Genomic DNA, 16,327 nt, shown 5'->3' with positions numbered 1-16,327 from the left:
CACCAACAAGCCAACACCACCATACCCACCTGGGGCGACGCAATCTGCTGGAACGAACTCCACCACACCACCCCATACCACAACACCTGGGACTAACCCACAAGCAACACATTTTGTCCTATAACCCACAAATGTTTGTGGGTTATAGGGCACGAGGTGTTGCTATTTTGAGTTATAGGACACGAGGTGTTGCTATTTTCGGCTTTCGTTGGCCTGGTGTGGGAAAGTCGGTGTGTTAGTTGGTGGTGGTCAACTAACTAGTCGGACAGAATGTGTTGCTCCGACAGGTGATTTTTGGGTTAAAGATCAAAGCGTCAAGAGCTCTTTGGAAACCGTTAAGGGAACTCGTCGGAGGGATACAAGAAAGAACGTGTTGCTATTTTGGATTTTCCGGCGTGATAGCGGAGAAAAACAGGCGCTGTAATCGGCGTGCCGCGAGGATTTGACACTCTGTGAGCGAGGATTGTTAAATACCCCGATCCGTGTTCTGTGTTTTATTGATATTGCAGGCGAGGGCGGGCATTGAAAGCGGCGAGGGTAGACATTGAGAGTGTTGCGGCCCAAGATATTAGCTCTTCAATTTTGCTGGGTCTATTACGGGGGAGGGGCGCAGGACCAGCATCGCGGAAAGCACTGTAGCAGTTCGTGCACTCGTACAGCACGGTATCGCGGTTGGGTGAGGCAGGTAAAATGTCTGACCTGCCTCACCCAACCGGAGAATGTAACAGTGATACGAGTAGTATTCCCTTTAACCTTGCGGCATTGCCTTTGGATGGTGGTTTTCGTCTTTGAGCACCGTCGGTGCTGCGGCGCTATTGCCCGCTAACGGTTGAGCGTATTGCAGGTAAATAGCTTTAACACTCGACGATATTTACCCCCACGCCCACATGCACGGCAAGACCGCCCAGAGCAGTTTCCTTGTATTTTGCTTGCATATCTTTACCAGTTTCCCGCATTGTCGCGATGACGGAATCCAGAGAAACCACATGAGATCCGTTGCCGCGCAGAGCCGTCCGAGCCGCCGCAACCGCCTTAATTGCGGCAATAGCATTGCGTTCAATACAGGGAACTTGCACCAGCCCGCCCACTGGATCACACGTCAAGCCAAGATTATGTTCCATGGCGATTTCAGCGGCATTTTCCACCTGCAAGACCGTTCCACCGCGAACCGCTGCAAGCCCTGCCGCTGCCATCGAACATGCCGACCCAACTTCACCCTGGCAGCCCACCTCGGCACCAGAGATAGACGCTGTTGTCTTGAAGATCATGCCAATTGCGCCAGCAGTCAACAAAAATGTGTGGACAGCGTCAGTATCAAAACCGGCAACAAAATCTCGGCAGTAGTGCAACACCGCTGGGATAATACCGGCAGCACCATTAGTTGGCGCCGTTACTACGCGCCCTCCGCCCGCATTTTCCTCATTGACAGCGAGTGCGTAGAGGGTGATCCAATCCATCGCCCGCAACGGATCGGCGGCGTCTGCGTCGGTACTGAGTGTGCGATACAACTGCGGAGCACGGCGCAACACATGCAAACCGCCCGGAAGAAGACCCTGCCGTTCACAGCCTTTGCGCACGCACTCTTGCATAACATCCCAAATGGCATCTAAACCGGCCGATATTTCCGCGTCGCTGTGCAAGGCGCGCTCATTGGCATACGCAACATCGGCAATGGACATCCCGGTTTCAGTGCAAATCGTGACGAGATCCGCCGCGCTAGAAAAGGGATACGGCAAATTCGCAGTTGGTTCGATACTTTTATCGGCATCCTGGGCGCAGACGACAAATCCACCGCCAACGGAGTAGTAGGTCTGCTCGGCGATAAGCGCACCGTCGGAATATGCCTGGAAGGTCAGACCGTTGGGATGACCTGGTAGCTCAGTTCGCCCATTGAGCACAATATCGCGTGCCGGTTCAAAAGCGATCTCGCGCATTCCCTCACGGGTTGCTAATCCCAGGCGATGTGTGCGCTGGACCTTCGCCATGTGTTCTTGCACATCATCGGGATCAATCTGGGCGGGATCGTTGCCCATTAGCCCAAGGATGACGGCTTTATCTGTGCCGTGCCCGATTCCCGTCGCACCGAGCGAACCGTAGAGGGTACAGATGACTGCGGTCGTTGAACCAGGCAGCTCACGAGCGAAACGTTGTGCTGCACGCATTGGCCCCACGGTGTGCGAGGATGAGGGGCCAATACCAATCTTGAACAGATCGAAAACACTTAATGCCATAGCCGAAATCCTACACGGAGCGGTTATGCCCCGCTTCACATAAGCGCCGAGCAGGTCAATGTGCTTTGCCGGGTATGATGGAAACCGAGCGCGATGTCCGCGTGTCATTGTGAAGGGAGCACCCATGCCACGTCTCGTCATTGATGGCGCTGAATCGGAAATTAGCGAGCCGATCAGCGGCATTGAGTATTTCGCTTCAGCGCGGGAGATTATTGCCCTGCGCGTTAACGGCGAACTGCGGGATTTAGCAACAGAGCTGACGTCCCTTCCACCGGGAGCGCACGTTGAAGGCGTCAGTATCAGCGAACCAGACGGATTAAACATTTTGCGTCATTCCGCCACGCACGTCCTGGCTCAGGCTGTTCAAAATATGTTCCCGGAGGTAAACCTAGGGATTGGTCCCTTTATCACCGACGGTTTTTACTACGACTTTGGCAATATCGACGCGGTTACTCCAGAGCTACTTAAGAAGCTCGAAAAGGATATGAAGCGCATTATTAAAGAAGGGCAGCGTTTTGTGCGCCGTCCAATCAGTGATGAGGAAGCCCGCCACGAATTAGCCAACCAGCCCTACAAGCTCGAACTGATTGATCTCAAAGGCGGAAGCGATAAAGATAACGATCAAGCAGCCCAAGGCGCCTCAGTGGAAGTTGGCGGCGGGCAGTTGACGATGTATGACAACGTCAATTGTCGCGGTGAGGTCGTGTGGACTGATCTATGCCGTGGTCCGCACCTGCCGTCAACCAAATACATCGGTAACGGATTCGCATTGACCCGTTCCTCAGCAGCATACTGGCGCGGGGATCAGTCGAAAGATTCCCTGCAGCGAATCTACGGAACGGCATGGCCATCGAAAGAGGAACTGCAGGCCTATCAGGAGCGCATTGCTGAAGCGCAGCGGCGAGATCATCGCAGGCTGGGAGCAGAGCTGGATCTATTCTCCTTCCCAGACGAGATCGGTTCCGGCCTTAATATCTTCCATCCGCGCGGCGGTTTAATTCGTATGTTGATGGAGAACTATTCACGGGAACGCCATCTGGCTAGTGGATACTCTTTCGTCTACACCCCGCACATTACCAAGGCGCACTTGTACGAGATCTCCGGGCATCTGGATTTCTATGCTGACGGCATGTACCCGCCCATGCAGATGGATGAGGAACGAGACGAGCACGGCAATATCACCAAACAAGGTCAGGATTATTACCTCAAACCGATGAACTGCCCGATGCACAATCTCATCTTCCGCTCGCGCGGGCGCTCCTATCGAGAGTTGCCGCTGCGACTGTTCGAGTTTGGTACCTGTTACCGCAACGAAAAATCAGGTGTGGTGCACGGTCTGACGCGCACCCGTGGGTTCACCCAAGATGATGCCCATATTTATTGCACCCGAGAGCAAATGAAAGACGAACTGCGCAGCTTGCTGGGCTTCGTGCTATCCCTGTTGTCGGATTATGGGTTAGATGACTTTTACCTGGAGCTGTCAACGAAAGATCCGAAGAAATACGTCGGGGATGACGCCACCTGGGAAGAAGCAACGCGGATCCTCGATGAAGTATGCCGCGAATCCGGCTTAGAGCTCGTTCCCGATCCAGAGGGAGCGGCTTTCTATGGTCCGAAAGTTTCAGTTCAGGCACGCGACGCCCTCGGGCGCACCTGGCAGATGTCCACCATCCAACTCGATTTCAACTTGCCTGAGCGCTTCGAACTGGAATATACCGCAGCAGATGGAACGCGGCAGCGCCCAGTGATGATTCATCGGGCACTGTTTGGCTCGATTGAGCGGTTCTTTGGTGTGATGACCGAGCATTATGCAGGTGCTTTCCCAGCCTGGCTGGCGCCTGTGCAGGTCCGTTGTATTCCGGTGGCAGACGTTTTTGTTGACTACCTTGAACAGATCGCCCAGCGGCTACGAGAACGCGGTGTTCGCGTTGAAGTCGATGATAGCGACGATCGCTTCCCGAAGAAGATTCGCAATGCGTCGAAAGAAAAGATTCCTTTCACGCTGATTGCTGGCGGGGAAGATGAAGCAGCCGGGGCAGTGAGCTTCCGAATGCGTGATGGTTCGCAAGATAACGGCGTACCAGTTGACGAAGCTATTGAGCGGATCGTCACGGCTATCGAAACGCATGCCAACCAGTAGATCGACATTAGATCCTAGCTAACGCACGCCAATCACAAGACGGAGGGGATATGCTATCGCGAAGTGGACGCCCGCTCGCTCAGATCCTATTCGGGCCATTCGCTCGGTTTTTCGTGCGGATGGGGGTCAGCGCCAACGTGATGACGGTTGTTGGCGGGCTGGCCTCGGCCATTGCGGCCTTGGTGTGTTTTCCTCTGGGATGGCTGATTCCAGGAGCGATCATCACGACGATTCTCGTCATCTTCGATAACCTTGACGGGCAAATGGCACGGATGACGAATACGTCGTCGAAGTGGGGCGCTTTCCTGGATTCGACGATGGATCGTATCTCAGATGGCGCAATCTTTGCGGCCTTAGCTATGTGGGGATATTTCCACGCCGATCATACTGTCCGAGCAGCGGTTATTTCGGGCGCATTGCTTTCGCTGGTTGCCGGATCGGTAGTGCCTTATGCTCGGGCGCGAGCAGAAGGAGTGGGATACTCCGCGTCGGTCGGTTTAGCGGAACGAGCAGATAGGCTCATTGCTGCCTTAGTTATCGTCGTTCTCGTTGGGGTAGGGCTGCCACATATTGTGATGGCTGTCGGATTGTGGCTGTTGGGAGTATTCGCCCTCATTACAGTGATTCAGCGGATGGCATACGTCTATCGGCAGATGAAGGAAGCTGGCGACGCGTGATTGTGCGTCTCTTTCGAGTCGCGGATCGGTTCGTTAAAGTCACTCCTGAGCCGATAGCCCGAGGTGTGTTTCGTGGGATCGGGCGAGTGCTCGGATTTTCACATATCCGAGGGGCGCGTCAACTGCGGGCTAATTTGCAACGAATTGTCCCGCTAGGATCAGTGTGGGCAGAGCACGTCCGTTCGGCACGTGCCATGCGCTCATACCTGGACTATTACTACGAGGTCTTTGCCTTGCCATATTTGCGCCCGGAGCAAATTGATGCGCGGTTCCGTGCGGTAGACGCCACGAAACTTATTGCTCATTTGGAAACCGGACGTTCCTGCTCGGCAGCCCTACTTCACCTGGGAAATTGGGATTTAGCGGGAGCGTGGGCGAACCGCAATCTTGCACCAGTACATTCCATTGCGGAAAAACTTCCAGTGGCAGAGTTAGCGCGGATGTTTTTGGATTTTCGTCGCTCCTTAGGAATGACGATTTACCCTACTGGGGGTGGGGCTATGCGAGGCTTGCTATCGGATATGGCAGCCGGAACAGCCTTCGTACCTTTACTATGTGATCGCGATTTATCAGCCAGCGGTGTAGAGGTGAATATATGCGGGCATCAGGCGCGCATTGCCGTGGGAGCCGCACTGCTGGCGCAACGCAGCGGTCAGCCAATGTTCCCAGTTACTATTGTGAATGAAGACTTCCGTGCTGATCGTTCGCGGGTGGCTCAGGCCGGCGGGCACTATGGTGGCTGTGCCATCATCGGTGAACCAATTTATCCGGGTGTTGGCCCGCAGGCCAGTGAGCAGGAACGTGAAGCGGATCTGATTCGGATGAATCAAGAATGGATGGATCAGATCACCCCGCTACTTATTGCGTATGTAACAGATTGGCATATGCTTCAAAAGGTGTTTGTTGATGACCTCGATCCGCAGCGCTTAGCACGAGCTCGGATGACATCTCGCAAGGAGCTAGCATGAAAATCGGAATCGCCTGCGGATATTCCTGGGATGTTGCCGGTGGCGTTCAGTATCACTGTCGCGATCTTGCGAAAGAACTCATAGCCCGCGGTCATGACGTATCAGTTATCGCGCCAGCCGAAAACCAGCCAGAGGAGTCCTTTGTTTACCCTGTCGGGGCGGCACTACCAATCCGATATAACGGCTCGGTGGCCCGGCTGGCTTTCGGTCCGAAAGTCAATCGTTCAGTGCGGCGATGGCTGCGCGAATACGACTTCGACGTCTTGCATGTGCACGAACCGTTCTCCCCGTCAGTATCGATGCTGGCGTTGATGAGCGCTGATTGCCCGGTTGTTTCTACCTTTCACACGGCAATGGACCGTTCTCGGATGCTCTCCATCGCCTCGCCGTTCGTCGTTCCTATTCTCGATAAGATCCAAGCCCGTATTGCAGTATCTGAAGAAGCCCGACGCACCGCCGTACAGCATTTAGGTGGGGACGCATGGGTGATCCCTAACGGGGTTTTTGTCGCAGATCTTGCGATTGACCATCGTGACGACCGTTTTACCGGCAGCGCAGAACATCCTACTTTGGCCTTTTTAGGGCGCTTAGATGAACCGCGGAAAGGCTTGCCGGTTGTGGCTGGCGCTTTCGCTCAGATTCGTCAGCGTTTTCCTGGGGTGCGGCTTTTTGTTGCCGGTAAAGGGGATGAAGAAGCCGCGCGGGAGATGTTTGGTCCACATGCACAGGCGGTGACTTTCCTGGGGCCGGTATCGGATGCGGATAAGGCATTGCTGCTCGGTTCTGTCGATGCCTATTTAGCGCCGAATACCGGCGGGGAATCTTTCGGCATTATCCTCGTTGAGGCGATGAGTGCCGGAGCATTTGTGATTGCTTCGGATATTCCGGCGTTCCGAGCCGTGTTAAATGACGGTGAATTCGGGGCACATTTTGCCAATGACAATTCCGATGATCTGGCTCGGGTGGTATGCGAGTCGCTAGCGGATGTGCAACGGCGTAACGAGGTCGCGCGTCGAGCCGCGCAAGCTGCCTGGCGCTACGATTGGGGGACGGTTGCCTCTCACATCTTCTCCGTCTATGAAACCGCGATTCGGATGGATAAAGTGCAGGTGATTGACGAATGAGCTGGTGGTATGTGCCGGTAATCCTCCTGGGGATAGCGCTCATCATTATTGTGCTGGTTGCAACCTTGCGGGCCCGATCGCTCGATATTATTCACAAGAATGTGACGAAATCGCGGGTGTCTTTGGAGCGGGCGTTAGTGGACCGTGCGCAGGCGGCGGTGCGGGTGGCGACCTCGGGGCAACTGGATATGGCTAGCTCTGTGTTGTTAGCTGACGTGGCGAATAATGCCTTGTTGGCGGCTGGCTATCCGATAGTTGACGACGGGTTGGAAGCGCTGGCGGTACGCCCGGTAGATACTGTGTCGTCACTGGCTCCGAATAGGGATGGCTATGGGAAGCGGCGTGGCCGACGAAACCCGGCGTCGGATTCGTCGGTTTCGGTATTAGATGGACGGTATTGCGAATCCTCGTCGGTGAACGGCATATCGAGTAACACCTATGCACCGCCCACGCAATCGGCAGATATGCCAGATCGTTTAGTTTTAGAATCTGAGCTGAGTCGGGCACTGCGTTATACCGTTGACGAATTGGCCGATAACGAGCGAGATGATCCAGCGATTACTGAGCTGAATCAACGTCGGGTGGCAGTCCAAATGACGCGCCGATTCCACAATAATCACGTGGCGCAAGCCCGACGGGTGCGCAAATCAAAATTGGTTCGGGTATTGCGCCTTGCCGGCAATGCGCCAGAACCTCGGACGGTGAATCTCGATGACGAATGAGAGCCCGGATTCCGGCATCCAGCTCAATCATGCGCCCTCAGGCTCATTGCCGCACAATCCTCCCGCAGTTGCTGCACCTGCTGATGATTATGAGGAAGAATGGCCGTTGGATACAGACGGTTTTCCGCATCGCCAGGCGGCACGATGTGTGCTTTTTAACCCCGAAGGGCAGATCTTTCTCATATTGGGGCATGACGGTGACGACGTGGAGCACCGCTGGTGGTTCACCCCCGGAGGCGGATTACTCGATCAGGAAGATCATCGCAGTGCAGCGTGCCGTGAACTGGCGGAAGAAACCGGATTAGTCCTTGATCCTCAGCGGCTTGTCGGCCCGGTGCTGGATCGACGTTCCACATTCGAATTTACACGAATAACCCGTAAACAAGATGAATTATTTTTCATCTGCCATATCACCGCCGCCGAGCAACGCATCATTGATGAGCGGGCAAATGTGAATTGGACTGCACTAGAGCAAGAGGTTCTCGATGATTTTCGCTGGTGGGATGTGGCAGAACTGGCGGTCATCGCACGGCAAGGAACGCTAGTATATCCAGTGGGATTAGCGGATATGGCTCGTCACTGGTCTGCCGGTTGGGATGGAATTTTGCGCTACGCCACAGAAGGAAGTAGTACCAGGGCAACGACATAAAACTTGTACAATACTCCAGTAGAAACGAAGGGAGTTTTCGTGTCAGGACATTCTAAATGGGCAACGACGAAGCACAAGAAGGCAGCGATCGATGCCAAACGCGGCAAGCTGTTCGCTCGTTTGATTAAGAATATTGAAGTCGCAGCGCGTACAGGTGGCGGTGATCCGGCTGGTAATCCGACGTTGTTTGACGCTATTCAGAAGGCTAAGAAGAATTCTGTGCCCAATGAAAATATCCAGCGCGCAGTTAAGCGTGGTTCGGGTGAAGGTGGCGAGGTCGTCAACTACGAGTCGATTATGTATGAAGGGTATGGCCCTGGCGGTGTTGCCATTCTGCTCGAATGTCTGACAGATAATCGCAACCGCGCCGCGTCGGATGTGCGCGTTGGATTGACCCGCAATGGGGGGACGCTGGCTGATCCTGGTTCCGTGTCCTACATGTTTACCCGTAAGGGAGTAGTTGAAGTTAGCGCCGAAGGTAACGATGAAGACGATCTCCTGATGGCGGTTTTGGATGCGGGAGCAGAAGAGATCAGCAACGAAGGCGAGGTCTTCGAGATTATTTCTGAGCCGAATGACGTTGTTGGCGTACGGACGGCACTCCAAGATGCCGGAGTTGATTACAATTCCGCAGAAGTCCAATTCGTTCCCTCTGTTAAAGTGACGGCGGATCTGGAAACGGCACGCAAAGTTCTCAAGCTGCTTGACGCATTAGAAGATATTGATGACATCCAAAATGTGTACTCTAATGTCGATATTCCTGCCGATGTGATGGAGGCATTGGAGTCAGAGGATAACTAGTTAGAGGATAACTAAATGCGCATCATGGGGGTTGACCCAGGGCTGACCCGCTGCGGTATCGGTGTCGTGGATGCTAGCGGCGGGCGTCGAGTCACCATGGTGAGTGTCGATGTGGCGCGCAGTCAACCAGAACTCGCGCCACATCAGCGTCTATTGATGATTTCGGAGGCTATTGAGGCAGCCATTGCGTCTCACAAGCCGGATGTTATTGCGGTAGAGCGGGTCTTTGCCCAGGAAAATGTGCGCTCGGTGACGGGTACCGCCCAAGTAGCAGGCATCGTCATGTTAGCTGCCGCGCGAGCTGGTTTGCCATTAGGGATGCATACCCCTTCGGAAGTAAAAGCCGCTGTGACGGGGAGCGGGCGAGCGGAAAAAGCACAAGTGCAGCACATGGTTCAGCGAGTCCTTGGTCTAGATAAGCCGCCGCGTCCAAAGGATGCAGCAGATGCTTTGGCAATCGCTATTTGCCATGCGTGGCGTGGGGGAGCTGACCATTTGGAAAGTACGGATCGTTCCCAACATGGCGGAGCAGGGATGTTGCCGCGTTCTGAAGGCAGCGATTTAACTCCGGCTCAGAAGATGTGGGCGCGAGCTGAACGCATGTCGCGTCGTCATGGGGCTGTCGAGCCGAAGAAACCTGCTGAGGGGCATCGGAAAACTGGCAGATAAGGTACGTGCGCAGGCGGGCGATCATGGTCTTGAGGAATATCTCAATTGTTAGTGATGGCTTGTCGTATTGTGCTTTGCGAACATCACTAGCTAGAATTCAAACAGATGTTCGAAAGGGAGTCCTATGATTGCTTCACTACGCGGCCCGGTCCTCTTGGTGACGACGACCCACGCCGTTATTGAAGCCGGTGGGGTGGGCATGATGTTTCTTGCTACTCCGGCCACGCTGGCAGCTTTGCGCGTCGGTGAGGAATCTTTGGTGTACACCTCGATGGTGATTTCCCGAGAGAATGACATCACGCTCTTTGGCTTTGCGGATATGGAATCGCGAACGGCTTTCGATATTTTACGTTCGGTATCTGGTATTGGGCCGCGTTCTGCTCTGCAAATTCTTGCCGCGTTGGAGTTAGAGGAGCTGCGCGGTGCAATTGAGCGCGGTGATGAGGCAACTCTCACTCGTATCCCTGGCGTAGGGAAGAAATCAGCACAACGAATGGTCCTGGAATTACGTGGAAAACTGGGCGCTCCACGTTCTGATAGCGCGGCTTCTATCGCGCCGGGGGCAGACGATATTGTGCAGGCATTAGTTGGCATGGGATGGAATGAGCGTGACGCAGTAGCAGCAGTAGAGGTGGCGCGTGGGGAGCAACCGAACGCCAGCGCCCCGCAAATGTTACGCGCGGCATTACAGGTTCTTGGAACGCGGAGGAATAGGTGAGCGAATTTACCGATGCCGATGCAGGCGATATCGAACGCATCCAAGAGGCGGCGTTACGGCCAAAACAGCTCAGTGAATTTGTTGGTCAAGAGGTAGTTCGCGATCAGCTCTCGTTAGTTCTTGCTGCGGCAGTTCAACGTGATAAAACGGCTGATCATGTGCTCCTTGCTGGTCCGCCAGGGTTAGGAAAGACGACTTTAGCCATGATTATCGCGGCCGAGGTTAATGGAGCATTGCGGTTAACCTCGGGTCCAGCAATTCAACATGCGGGTGATTTGGCGGCAGTACTATCGTCTTTGCAGCAAGGCGATGTCCTTTTTATCGACGAAATTCACCGTCTTGCTCGCACTGCCGAGGAGATGCTCTATCTGGCGATGGAGGATTTTCGAGTTGATGTGATGGTTGGTAAAGGCCCGGGGGCTACCTCTATTCCCTTGCCTTTGCCTCCGTTTACCGTGGTTGGGGCGACGACCCGAGCTGGTTTACTCCCAGCTCCACTGCGCGATCGCTTTGGCTTTACCGCGCATTTGGATTTCTATTCCGTGACGGATTTAGCGACCATCATCTCTCGCAATGCCATTAAACTCAGTGCGGAGCTTGATCCAGATGCGGCAATAGAAATTGCTTCCCGTTCTCGCGGGACCCCGCGAATCGCTAATCGTTTGCTTCGCCGCGTCCAAGATTGGGCGCAGGTGCGTGGAACTGGGGTGTTGGATCTCGCTGCAGCCCGCGCGGCACTTGACGTCTTTGAGGTTGATAGTCGGGGTCTGGATCGGCTGGATCGGGCCGTATTAGAAGCGTTGTGTCGGCGTTTTCACGGTGGTCCGGTGGGGTTAACAACGCTGGCGGTTTCGGTAGGGGAAGAGGCTGAGACGGTAGAAACCGTTGCTGAACCCTATCTGGTCAGAGAGGGTTTCATTGTGCGATCTCCGCGTGGCCGAGTGGCGACGAATCTTGCGTGGCGCCATTTAGGATTGACGCCTCCGGAAGGTCATGCGCTGTTCTAGATCGCGATGCTGATATGGCAGGCAGCTAGCCGCGAATAATATAACTGAGATTTGCTGGGGAATCTATCAGCAGCTGCGAGGTTGCGCGCTTTTCTATCGCGGTTGTCGGCGAGAAAATATGTGGTCTGCTGAGTGGATTTTGCGGCTTTTGTGCCGACGGGCATGGGTTATGCGAAATACAAGGGGATGTGCTCCAGAGTGCAGGTGACTGGCTCCACGGTGCTTTTCTTTCCGATACGCGAAAAAGTGAGTAGAATCTAACGGGTTGAACGCGCCGGCGCTCACACCTGAATTTACGAACCTCAACTCAAGGAGTGTTAATCGTGCCTGAGATGTTCATTATTCTTGCGATGATGATTGTGCTTTTCTTCATCATGTCGCGCAATGTGCGCAAAGCACAACGGCAGCAGATGGAACGTCGGAGTGAGGCTCTCGTAATTGGCAATAACGTGGTAACCCAGTCCGGATTTTTTGGGCGCATTGTTGATATTGACGGTGATGCGGTGACGTTGGAATCGCCATCAGGTGATGAGACTGTCTGGTTAAAGACAGCTATCATGGCCCAAATGGATATCCCGCTTGCGCAAACAACGATGGATGAACTGCTGGTAGCCGACGAAGATACTGATGTTGTCGCGGATGTGGATTTCTCTGACAATGAGGGAGAAGCGGCCGATCGTGACGATATTCGCAATGGATCTGATACTGCAGGCACGGATCAACCAGGCGATCTTGCTGCCCCGTCGACGCACAGCGGATCTGATAGCACCCAGGAACATGGTTCTGGTCGTATAACAAATGTCTCGCCGTTTTCCGATGATAATGGCACGTCCTCTTGGAAATAACACGCGCTAATCGGCAATCGATCGACATGGCATAAGGAATAAGTATTGTCCCATTCACACGAAACACAGAGTGAGCCTAAGCCTATGCGCCGGCTCGTGGTTCTTATTGTGCTGATGATTGCGCTTGGCGCATCCTTGGTTGTCGGCACAGTAACCACGCACACTTCGCGTTTCGCCCCGGATCTGGCATTGGACCTGGAAGGCGGAACACAGATCATCTTGACTCCGATAACAACTGACGGATCAGAGGTGACGAATCAGGATATTCGCGAAGCGATCAACGTCATTCGGCAGCGAGTCGATGCAACGGGTGTCGCGGAAGCCGAGATTACCGCGCAGGGCGGCTCGAACATTATCGTCTCCTTGCCGGGGCATCCTTCCCAAGAAACTCTTGACCTGGTGCGCACATCTGCCGTATTGCGGATGCGCGCTGTGCTGACTCTCATGGATCCGCACCCGTTATCTGCGGAAGCAGCGGTCAAACAGCTCGGGGAGAAAGCCGCAGGAGTTAATCCGGCGACGGTAACCCCAGAGCAACTAGATCAGCTCATTCGCCAGCTTGCGGATACCAACGGTAATGGGCAGATTGATAAGAAGCCTGCTCAGACTCCGGCAAATGCCTCCGATATGAACTGGGTGACCGAGGAGAGCCTCTATCAGGCGTATAAGCTGGATTGTACGGTTCCCACTGCGCGTTCTACCGCGGAACTTGACGTTGCCGATCAGCCTTTCGTCGGGTGCAACATCGACAACAATATGAAGTTCATTTTGGGTCCCGCAGAATTGCAGGGATCGAATTTGACGCAGGCGACCTCAGCGCCGGATGTTAACCAGCAAGGTGTGGCTACCGGAGGCTGGGCAGTGCATCTATCCTTCGATGATGAGGGCGCTAAGATTTTCTCCGACGTGACGACCCGCCTGTCGAAGCTGACGCAGCCGCAGAACTCCTTCGCAATGGTGCTTGATGGACGAGTGATCTCTTATGCTCGGGTTTCCTCAACGATTGCTGGCGGCAACGCGCAGATCACCGGATCTTTCACTGCTGAACAGGCCGCAAATCTGGCTAACCAGCTCAAGTTTGGTTCCTTGCCGTTGAACTTTGAGGTTCAGTCAGAAGAACAGATTTCGGCAACCCTTGGTTCAGAACAATTGAACTCTGGTTTGATTGCTGGTTTGGTCGGTCTGGCACTCATTATTGTTTACATGATTTGGCAGTACCATGCTCTCGGTGTGGTCGCTATCGGATCTATTTTGCTTTCCACAGGTCTGTCGTATCTGGTGCTGTGTTTGCTTTCCTGGCAGATGGGATACCGTTTGTCGATGGCAGGCGTCCTGGGCATTATTATCTCGATCGGCGTCACAGCAGATTCCTTTATCGTCTACTTTGAGCGTATCCGTGATGAGATTCGTGATCGCCGCTCCATTCCGTCGGCTATTCAACATGGCTGGGATCGGGCCAAGCGCACGATTATCATTTCGGATTTCGTCAATCTTGTAGCCTCAGCGGTCCTGTATTTGCTGACGGTTGGCTCGGTGCGCGGTTTCGCTTTCACGCTGGGTATTACAACGGTCTTGGATCTGGTTGTCGTCATGATGTTCACCTATCCGGTTATGACGTTCTTGGCTAAGACTCAATACTTTGGTCAGGGCAAGCGCGGATCCGGTATGGACGCTAAGGCGCTTGAATCGACTCCGATCTACCGTGGTCGTGGCTACCGATTAAGTTCTTCTGGTGAATCGCGTGAGGAATCCTCGTCTCGTCGCTCTCGGCGTGCCAAAGCACGGGTTGCTGCTGGTGCGGATAGCGAAAACGCAGCAAATGCCTCAGCAGAGAAGGTCGATACTGCGGTACGTACTGCGTCGGATTCCGATGAATTAGCAGAGAGAATCAGTGCTGAGGAAACTGAGCATATAGATTCACAATCGGATAATGAAACGGACGAGGACATTCGTCCGGGGGAGAGTTTAGCTCAGCGTCGGGCACGTCTGCGCCGAGCAGCAAAGAATGCGCGCACGGAAGGAGCTGATAACTAATGTCGGTGTACTCCATTGGTAATGACCTATATTCCGGGCGCAAGTCCTATGACATTATTGGCAAGCGGAAGATCTGGTTTGCGGTTGCTTTCTTGCTGGTAGCAATCTCCTTGCTTTCGTTCGTCGTTCGCGAGCCGAATCTCGGTATCGAGTTCCGAGGAGGATCGCAGTTTACGGTTTCTGGAACGCAGATCACCGATCATAAGCCGGCATACGATGTGGTTGCGAAGTCAACCGATGCAGTGCCGCGCGTCTCCACCGTCGGAACGACGGGTGTTCGGGTGCAAACGGAACAGCTTGATGATCAAAAGACCCAAGAGGTGAAAGCCGGATTAGCGCAGGCCTATCAGGTGCCGGATACGGAAGTCACTTCGACGTATATCGGTCCGTCCTGGGGTCAGGACATCATGTCCCAGGCTGTGCGAGCCATGATTATCTTCATGGTCCTCATCTCAGTGGTCCTGATGATCTACTTCCGCTCATGGACGATTGCAATTGGTGCGATTGGCGCTTTGCTGCACGATTTTATCGTCACTTTGGGAGTGTATTGGATTCTCGGAATGGAGATCGCTCCGGCAACGGTGATTGGTCTGCTGACGATCATGGGCTATTCGCTGTACGATACGGTCGTTGTTTTCGATAAAGTGCGTGAGAATACGGCGAGCTTGACCCAGCAGCGCGAGATGACGTATGGCGAAAAGGCAAATCTGGCTATTAACCAGACCTTGATTCGTTCTCTGAATACCTCCATTACTGGTCTATTGCCGGTTATGGCGGTGCTGATTATCGGAGTGTGGCTGTTGGGTGCGCAGACGCTGCGCGACCTGGGTCTGGTCATGTTTGTGGGTATGTTGCTCTCGGCTATTTCCTCCATTTTCGTGGCGGCTCCGCTGGCAGTTGCACTAGCCGAACGCAATCCGAAGATCAAGCAGCACCGCGCCGAAGTGCTGGAGATTCGCCAACAGCTGTCGAGCTCCGAGACAAGCACGAAAGCGGAGGAGACTTCCGGTAAAATCGCCACTGTGCGTGTCTCCGGCGGGCATCAAGGTCAGGCGGCACAGCCGAAACGTCGAAAGAAGAAGAGGAATAAGCGATGAGCACTGAAGCCATCTTTCCCCAAGATACGGTTGAACTTGTTAAGTCTCATGTGCGGGAAGTAGAGGATTTTCCGGCTCGTGGGGTGCTGTTTCGGGATATCACGCCGCTGATTGCTGACGGCAAGGCATTCGCCGCGTTGGTCGAGATCCTGGCGGAACGTTATCGCGGTAAGTGCGACGCGATTGCTGGTTTGGAATCGCGCGGATTTATTCTGGGCGCGCCGCTGGCACATGCTTTGGGAATCGGCATGATTACCGTGCGTAAGGCAGGTCGTCTGCCTGGTCCAGTCGTGGGAATTAACTACGAACTGGAGTACGGATCAGCCCGTATGGAGCTTCAGCCCTTTACCCTCGAAGACGGTATGCGGGTGCTCGTTATTGATGACGTCTTGGCCACGGGCGGGACGGCAGGAGCAGCTTTTGATCTCATCACTCAAGCTGGCGGAATTCCGGCAGGCTTGTGTGTGTTACTGGAGCTGACGGAACTCGGTGGGCGCGATTATCTTGCACAGCACTGCGATGTTCCGATTGAATCTGTCATCGCATACTGACGCTATTAGTTATCGCACTGTGGCCAGCACGTTCCGTGCTGGCCAACATGGAGGGGGCTTCCCCGCCCGGGAAAAAAGGCGGTGGAGGAGTCCG

Annotated in this window: 15 protein-coding genes; 14 read left to right on the top strand and 1 reads right to left on the bottom strand. The window is 54.2% G+C overall.

Features of this window, described 5'->3' with window-relative positions:
• Positions 1–854 precede the first annotated feature (854 nt).
• Positions 855–2,231 carry an L-serine ammonia-lyase gene (locus ACLHIL_RS08590; protein ID WP_411297550.1) on the bottom strand — a complete coding sequence of 459 codons (1,377 nt, stop codon included), beginning with the start codon at positions 2,229–2,231 and terminating at the stop codon, positions 855–857.
• A 124-nt stretch (positions 2,232–2,355) separates the two neighbouring features.
• Here ACLHIL_RS08590 and thrS point away from each other — a divergent pair, with 124 nt between their 5' ends.
• The 14 genes from thrS (at position 2,356) to ACLHIL_RS08520 (ending at position 16,233) form a co-directional block, all read left to right on the top strand.
• The gene (gene thrS / locus ACLHIL_RS08585; protein ID WP_411297549.1) at positions 2,356–4,371 is read left to right on the top strand and encodes a threonine--tRNA ligase; all 2,016 of its coding nucleotides are present in this window, start codon (positions 2,356–2,358) and stop codon (positions 4,369–4,371) included.
• Positions 4,372–4,421: 50 nt separating this feature from the next.
• A complete protein-coding gene (gene pgsA / locus ACLHIL_RS08580) occupies positions 4,422–5,048 on the top strand; it encodes a phosphatidylinositol phosphate synthase (RefSeq protein WP_411297548.1) in 627 nt (208 codons plus the stop codon).
• Entirely contained in the window at positions 5,045–6,016 is a 972-nt protein-coding gene (locus ACLHIL_RS08575) for a phosphatidylinositol mannoside acyltransferase (RefSeq protein ID WP_411297547.1), read from the top strand. The genes pgsA and ACLHIL_RS08575 overlap by 4 nt, the downstream gene beginning before the upstream one ends.
• Positions 6,013–7,140, top strand: coding sequence for a glycosyltransferase family 4 protein (locus ACLHIL_RS08570; protein WP_411297546.1), 1,128 nt, complete (start codon positions 6,013–6,015; stop codon positions 7,138–7,140). The genes ACLHIL_RS08575 and ACLHIL_RS08570 overlap by 4 nt, the downstream gene beginning before the upstream one ends.
• Positions 7,137–7,862: a hypothetical protein gene (locus ACLHIL_RS08565; RefSeq protein ID WP_411297545.1), complete on the top strand. Its 726-nt coding sequence runs from the start codon at positions 7,137–7,139 to the stop codon at positions 7,860–7,862. Before ACLHIL_RS08570 ends, ACLHIL_RS08565 begins: the two co-directional genes overlap by 4 nt.
• Positions 7,852–8,511 carry an NUDIX hydrolase gene (locus tag ACLHIL_RS08560; protein ID WP_411297544.1) on the top strand — a complete coding sequence of 220 codons (660 nt, stop codon included), beginning with the start codon at positions 7,852–7,854 and terminating at the stop codon, positions 8,509–8,511. The genes ACLHIL_RS08565 and ACLHIL_RS08560 overlap by 11 nt, the downstream gene beginning before the upstream one ends.
• Positions 8,512–8,550: 39 nt before the next feature.
• Positions 8,551–9,312, top strand: coding sequence for a YebC/PmpR family DNA-binding transcriptional regulator (locus tag ACLHIL_RS08555; protein ID WP_411297543.1), 762 nt, complete (start codon positions 8,551–8,553; stop codon positions 9,310–9,312).
• A 15-nt stretch (positions 9,313–9,327) separates the two neighbouring features.
• Positions 9,328–9,981, top strand: coding sequence for a crossover junction endodeoxyribonuclease RuvC (gene ruvC, locus ACLHIL_RS08550; protein WP_411297542.1), 654 nt, complete (start codon positions 9,328–9,330; stop codon positions 9,979–9,981).
• A gap of 124 nt (positions 9,982–10,105) precedes the next feature.
• Positions 10,106–10,699, top strand: coding sequence for a Holliday junction branch migration protein RuvA (gene ruvA, locus ACLHIL_RS08545; RefSeq protein ID WP_411297541.1), 594 nt, complete (start codon positions 10,106–10,108; stop codon positions 10,697–10,699).
• A complete protein-coding gene (gene ruvB, locus ACLHIL_RS08540) occupies positions 10,696–11,706 on the top strand; it encodes a Holliday junction branch migration DNA helicase RuvB (RefSeq protein ID WP_411297540.1) in 1,011 nt (336 codons plus the stop codon). Before ruvA ends, ruvB begins: the two co-directional genes overlap by 4 nt.
• A gap of 332 nt (positions 11,707–12,038) precedes the next feature.
• On the top strand, positions 12,039–12,551 hold the full coding sequence (gene yajC / locus ACLHIL_RS08535) for a preprotein translocase subunit YajC (RefSeq protein ID WP_411297551.1): 513 nt from the start codon (positions 12,039–12,041) through the stop codon (positions 12,549–12,551).
• An 84-nt stretch (positions 12,552–12,635) separates the two neighbouring features.
• A complete protein-coding gene (gene secD, locus ACLHIL_RS08530; RefSeq protein WP_411297539.1) occupies positions 12,636–14,585 on the top strand; it encodes a protein translocase subunit SecD in 1,950 nt (649 codons plus the stop codon).
• The gene (secF, locus tag ACLHIL_RS08525) at positions 14,585–15,682 is read left to right on the top strand and encodes a protein translocase subunit SecF (RefSeq protein WP_411297538.1); all 1,098 of its coding nucleotides are present in this window, start codon (positions 14,585–14,587) and stop codon (positions 15,680–15,682) included. Before secD ends, secF begins: the two co-directional genes overlap by 1 nt.
• Positions 15,679–16,233 carry an adenine phosphoribosyltransferase gene (locus tag ACLHIL_RS08520; RefSeq protein WP_411297537.1) on the top strand — a complete coding sequence of 185 codons (555 nt, stop codon included), beginning with the start codon at positions 15,679–15,681 and terminating at the stop codon, positions 16,231–16,233. The genes secF and ACLHIL_RS08520 overlap by 4 nt, the downstream gene beginning before the upstream one ends.
• The last annotated feature ends 94 nt before the right edge of the window (positions 16,234–16,327 follow it).

This window comes from Trueperella sp. LYQ143, assembly GCF_046599595.1.
Taxonomy (GTDB): Bacteria; Actinomycetota; Actinomycetes; order Actinomycetales; family Actinomycetaceae; genus Trueperella.
This window is presented reverse-complemented; position numbering and strand designations above follow the sequence as displayed.

What these genes read in the sequence shown, in the direction of transcription:
- ACLHIL_RS08590 (WP_411297550.1), bottom strand. Translation starts at nt 2,231, where the DNA reads ATGGCATTAAGTGTTTTCGATCTGTTCAAGATTGGTATTGGCCCCTCA.
- thrS (WP_411297549.1), top strand. Translation starts at nt 2,356, where the DNA reads ATGCCACGTCTCGTCATTGATGGCGCTGAATCGGAAATTAGCGAGCCG.
- pgsA (WP_411297548.1), top strand. Translation starts at nt 4,422, where the DNA reads ATGCTATCGCGAAGTGGACGCCCGCTCGCTCAGATCCTATTCGGGCCA.
- ACLHIL_RS08570 (WP_411297546.1), top strand. Translation starts at nt 6,013, where the DNA reads ATGAAAATCGGAATCGCCTGCGGATATTCCTGGGATGTTGCCGGTGGC.
- ACLHIL_RS08565 (WP_411297545.1), top strand. Translation starts at nt 7,137, where the DNA reads ATGAGCTGGTGGTATGTGCCGGTAATCCTCCTGGGGATAGCGCTCATC.
- ACLHIL_RS08560 (WP_411297544.1), top strand. Translation starts at nt 7,852, where the DNA reads ATGACGAATGAGAGCCCGGATTCCGGCATCCAGCTCAATCATGCGCCC.
- ruvC (WP_411297542.1), top strand. Translation starts at nt 9,328, where the DNA reads ATGCGCATCATGGGGGTTGACCCAGGGCTGACCCGCTGCGGTATCGGT.
- ruvA (WP_411297541.1), top strand. Translation starts at nt 10,106, where the DNA reads ATGATTGCTTCACTACGCGGCCCGGTCCTCTTGGTGACGACGACCCAC.
- yajC (WP_411297551.1), top strand. Translation starts at nt 12,039, where the DNA reads ATGTTCATTATTCTTGCGATGATGATTGTGCTTTTCTTCATCATGTCG.
- secD (WP_411297539.1), top strand. Translation starts at nt 12,636, where the DNA reads ATGCGCCGGCTCGTGGTTCTTATTGTGCTGATGATTGCGCTTGGCGCA.
- secF (WP_411297538.1), top strand. Translation starts at nt 14,585, where the DNA reads ATGTCGGTGTACTCCATTGGTAATGACCTATATTCCGGGCGCAAGTCC.
- ACLHIL_RS08520 (WP_411297537.1), top strand. Translation starts at nt 15,679, where the DNA reads ATGAGCACTGAAGCCATCTTTCCCCAAGATACGGTTGAACTTGTTAAG.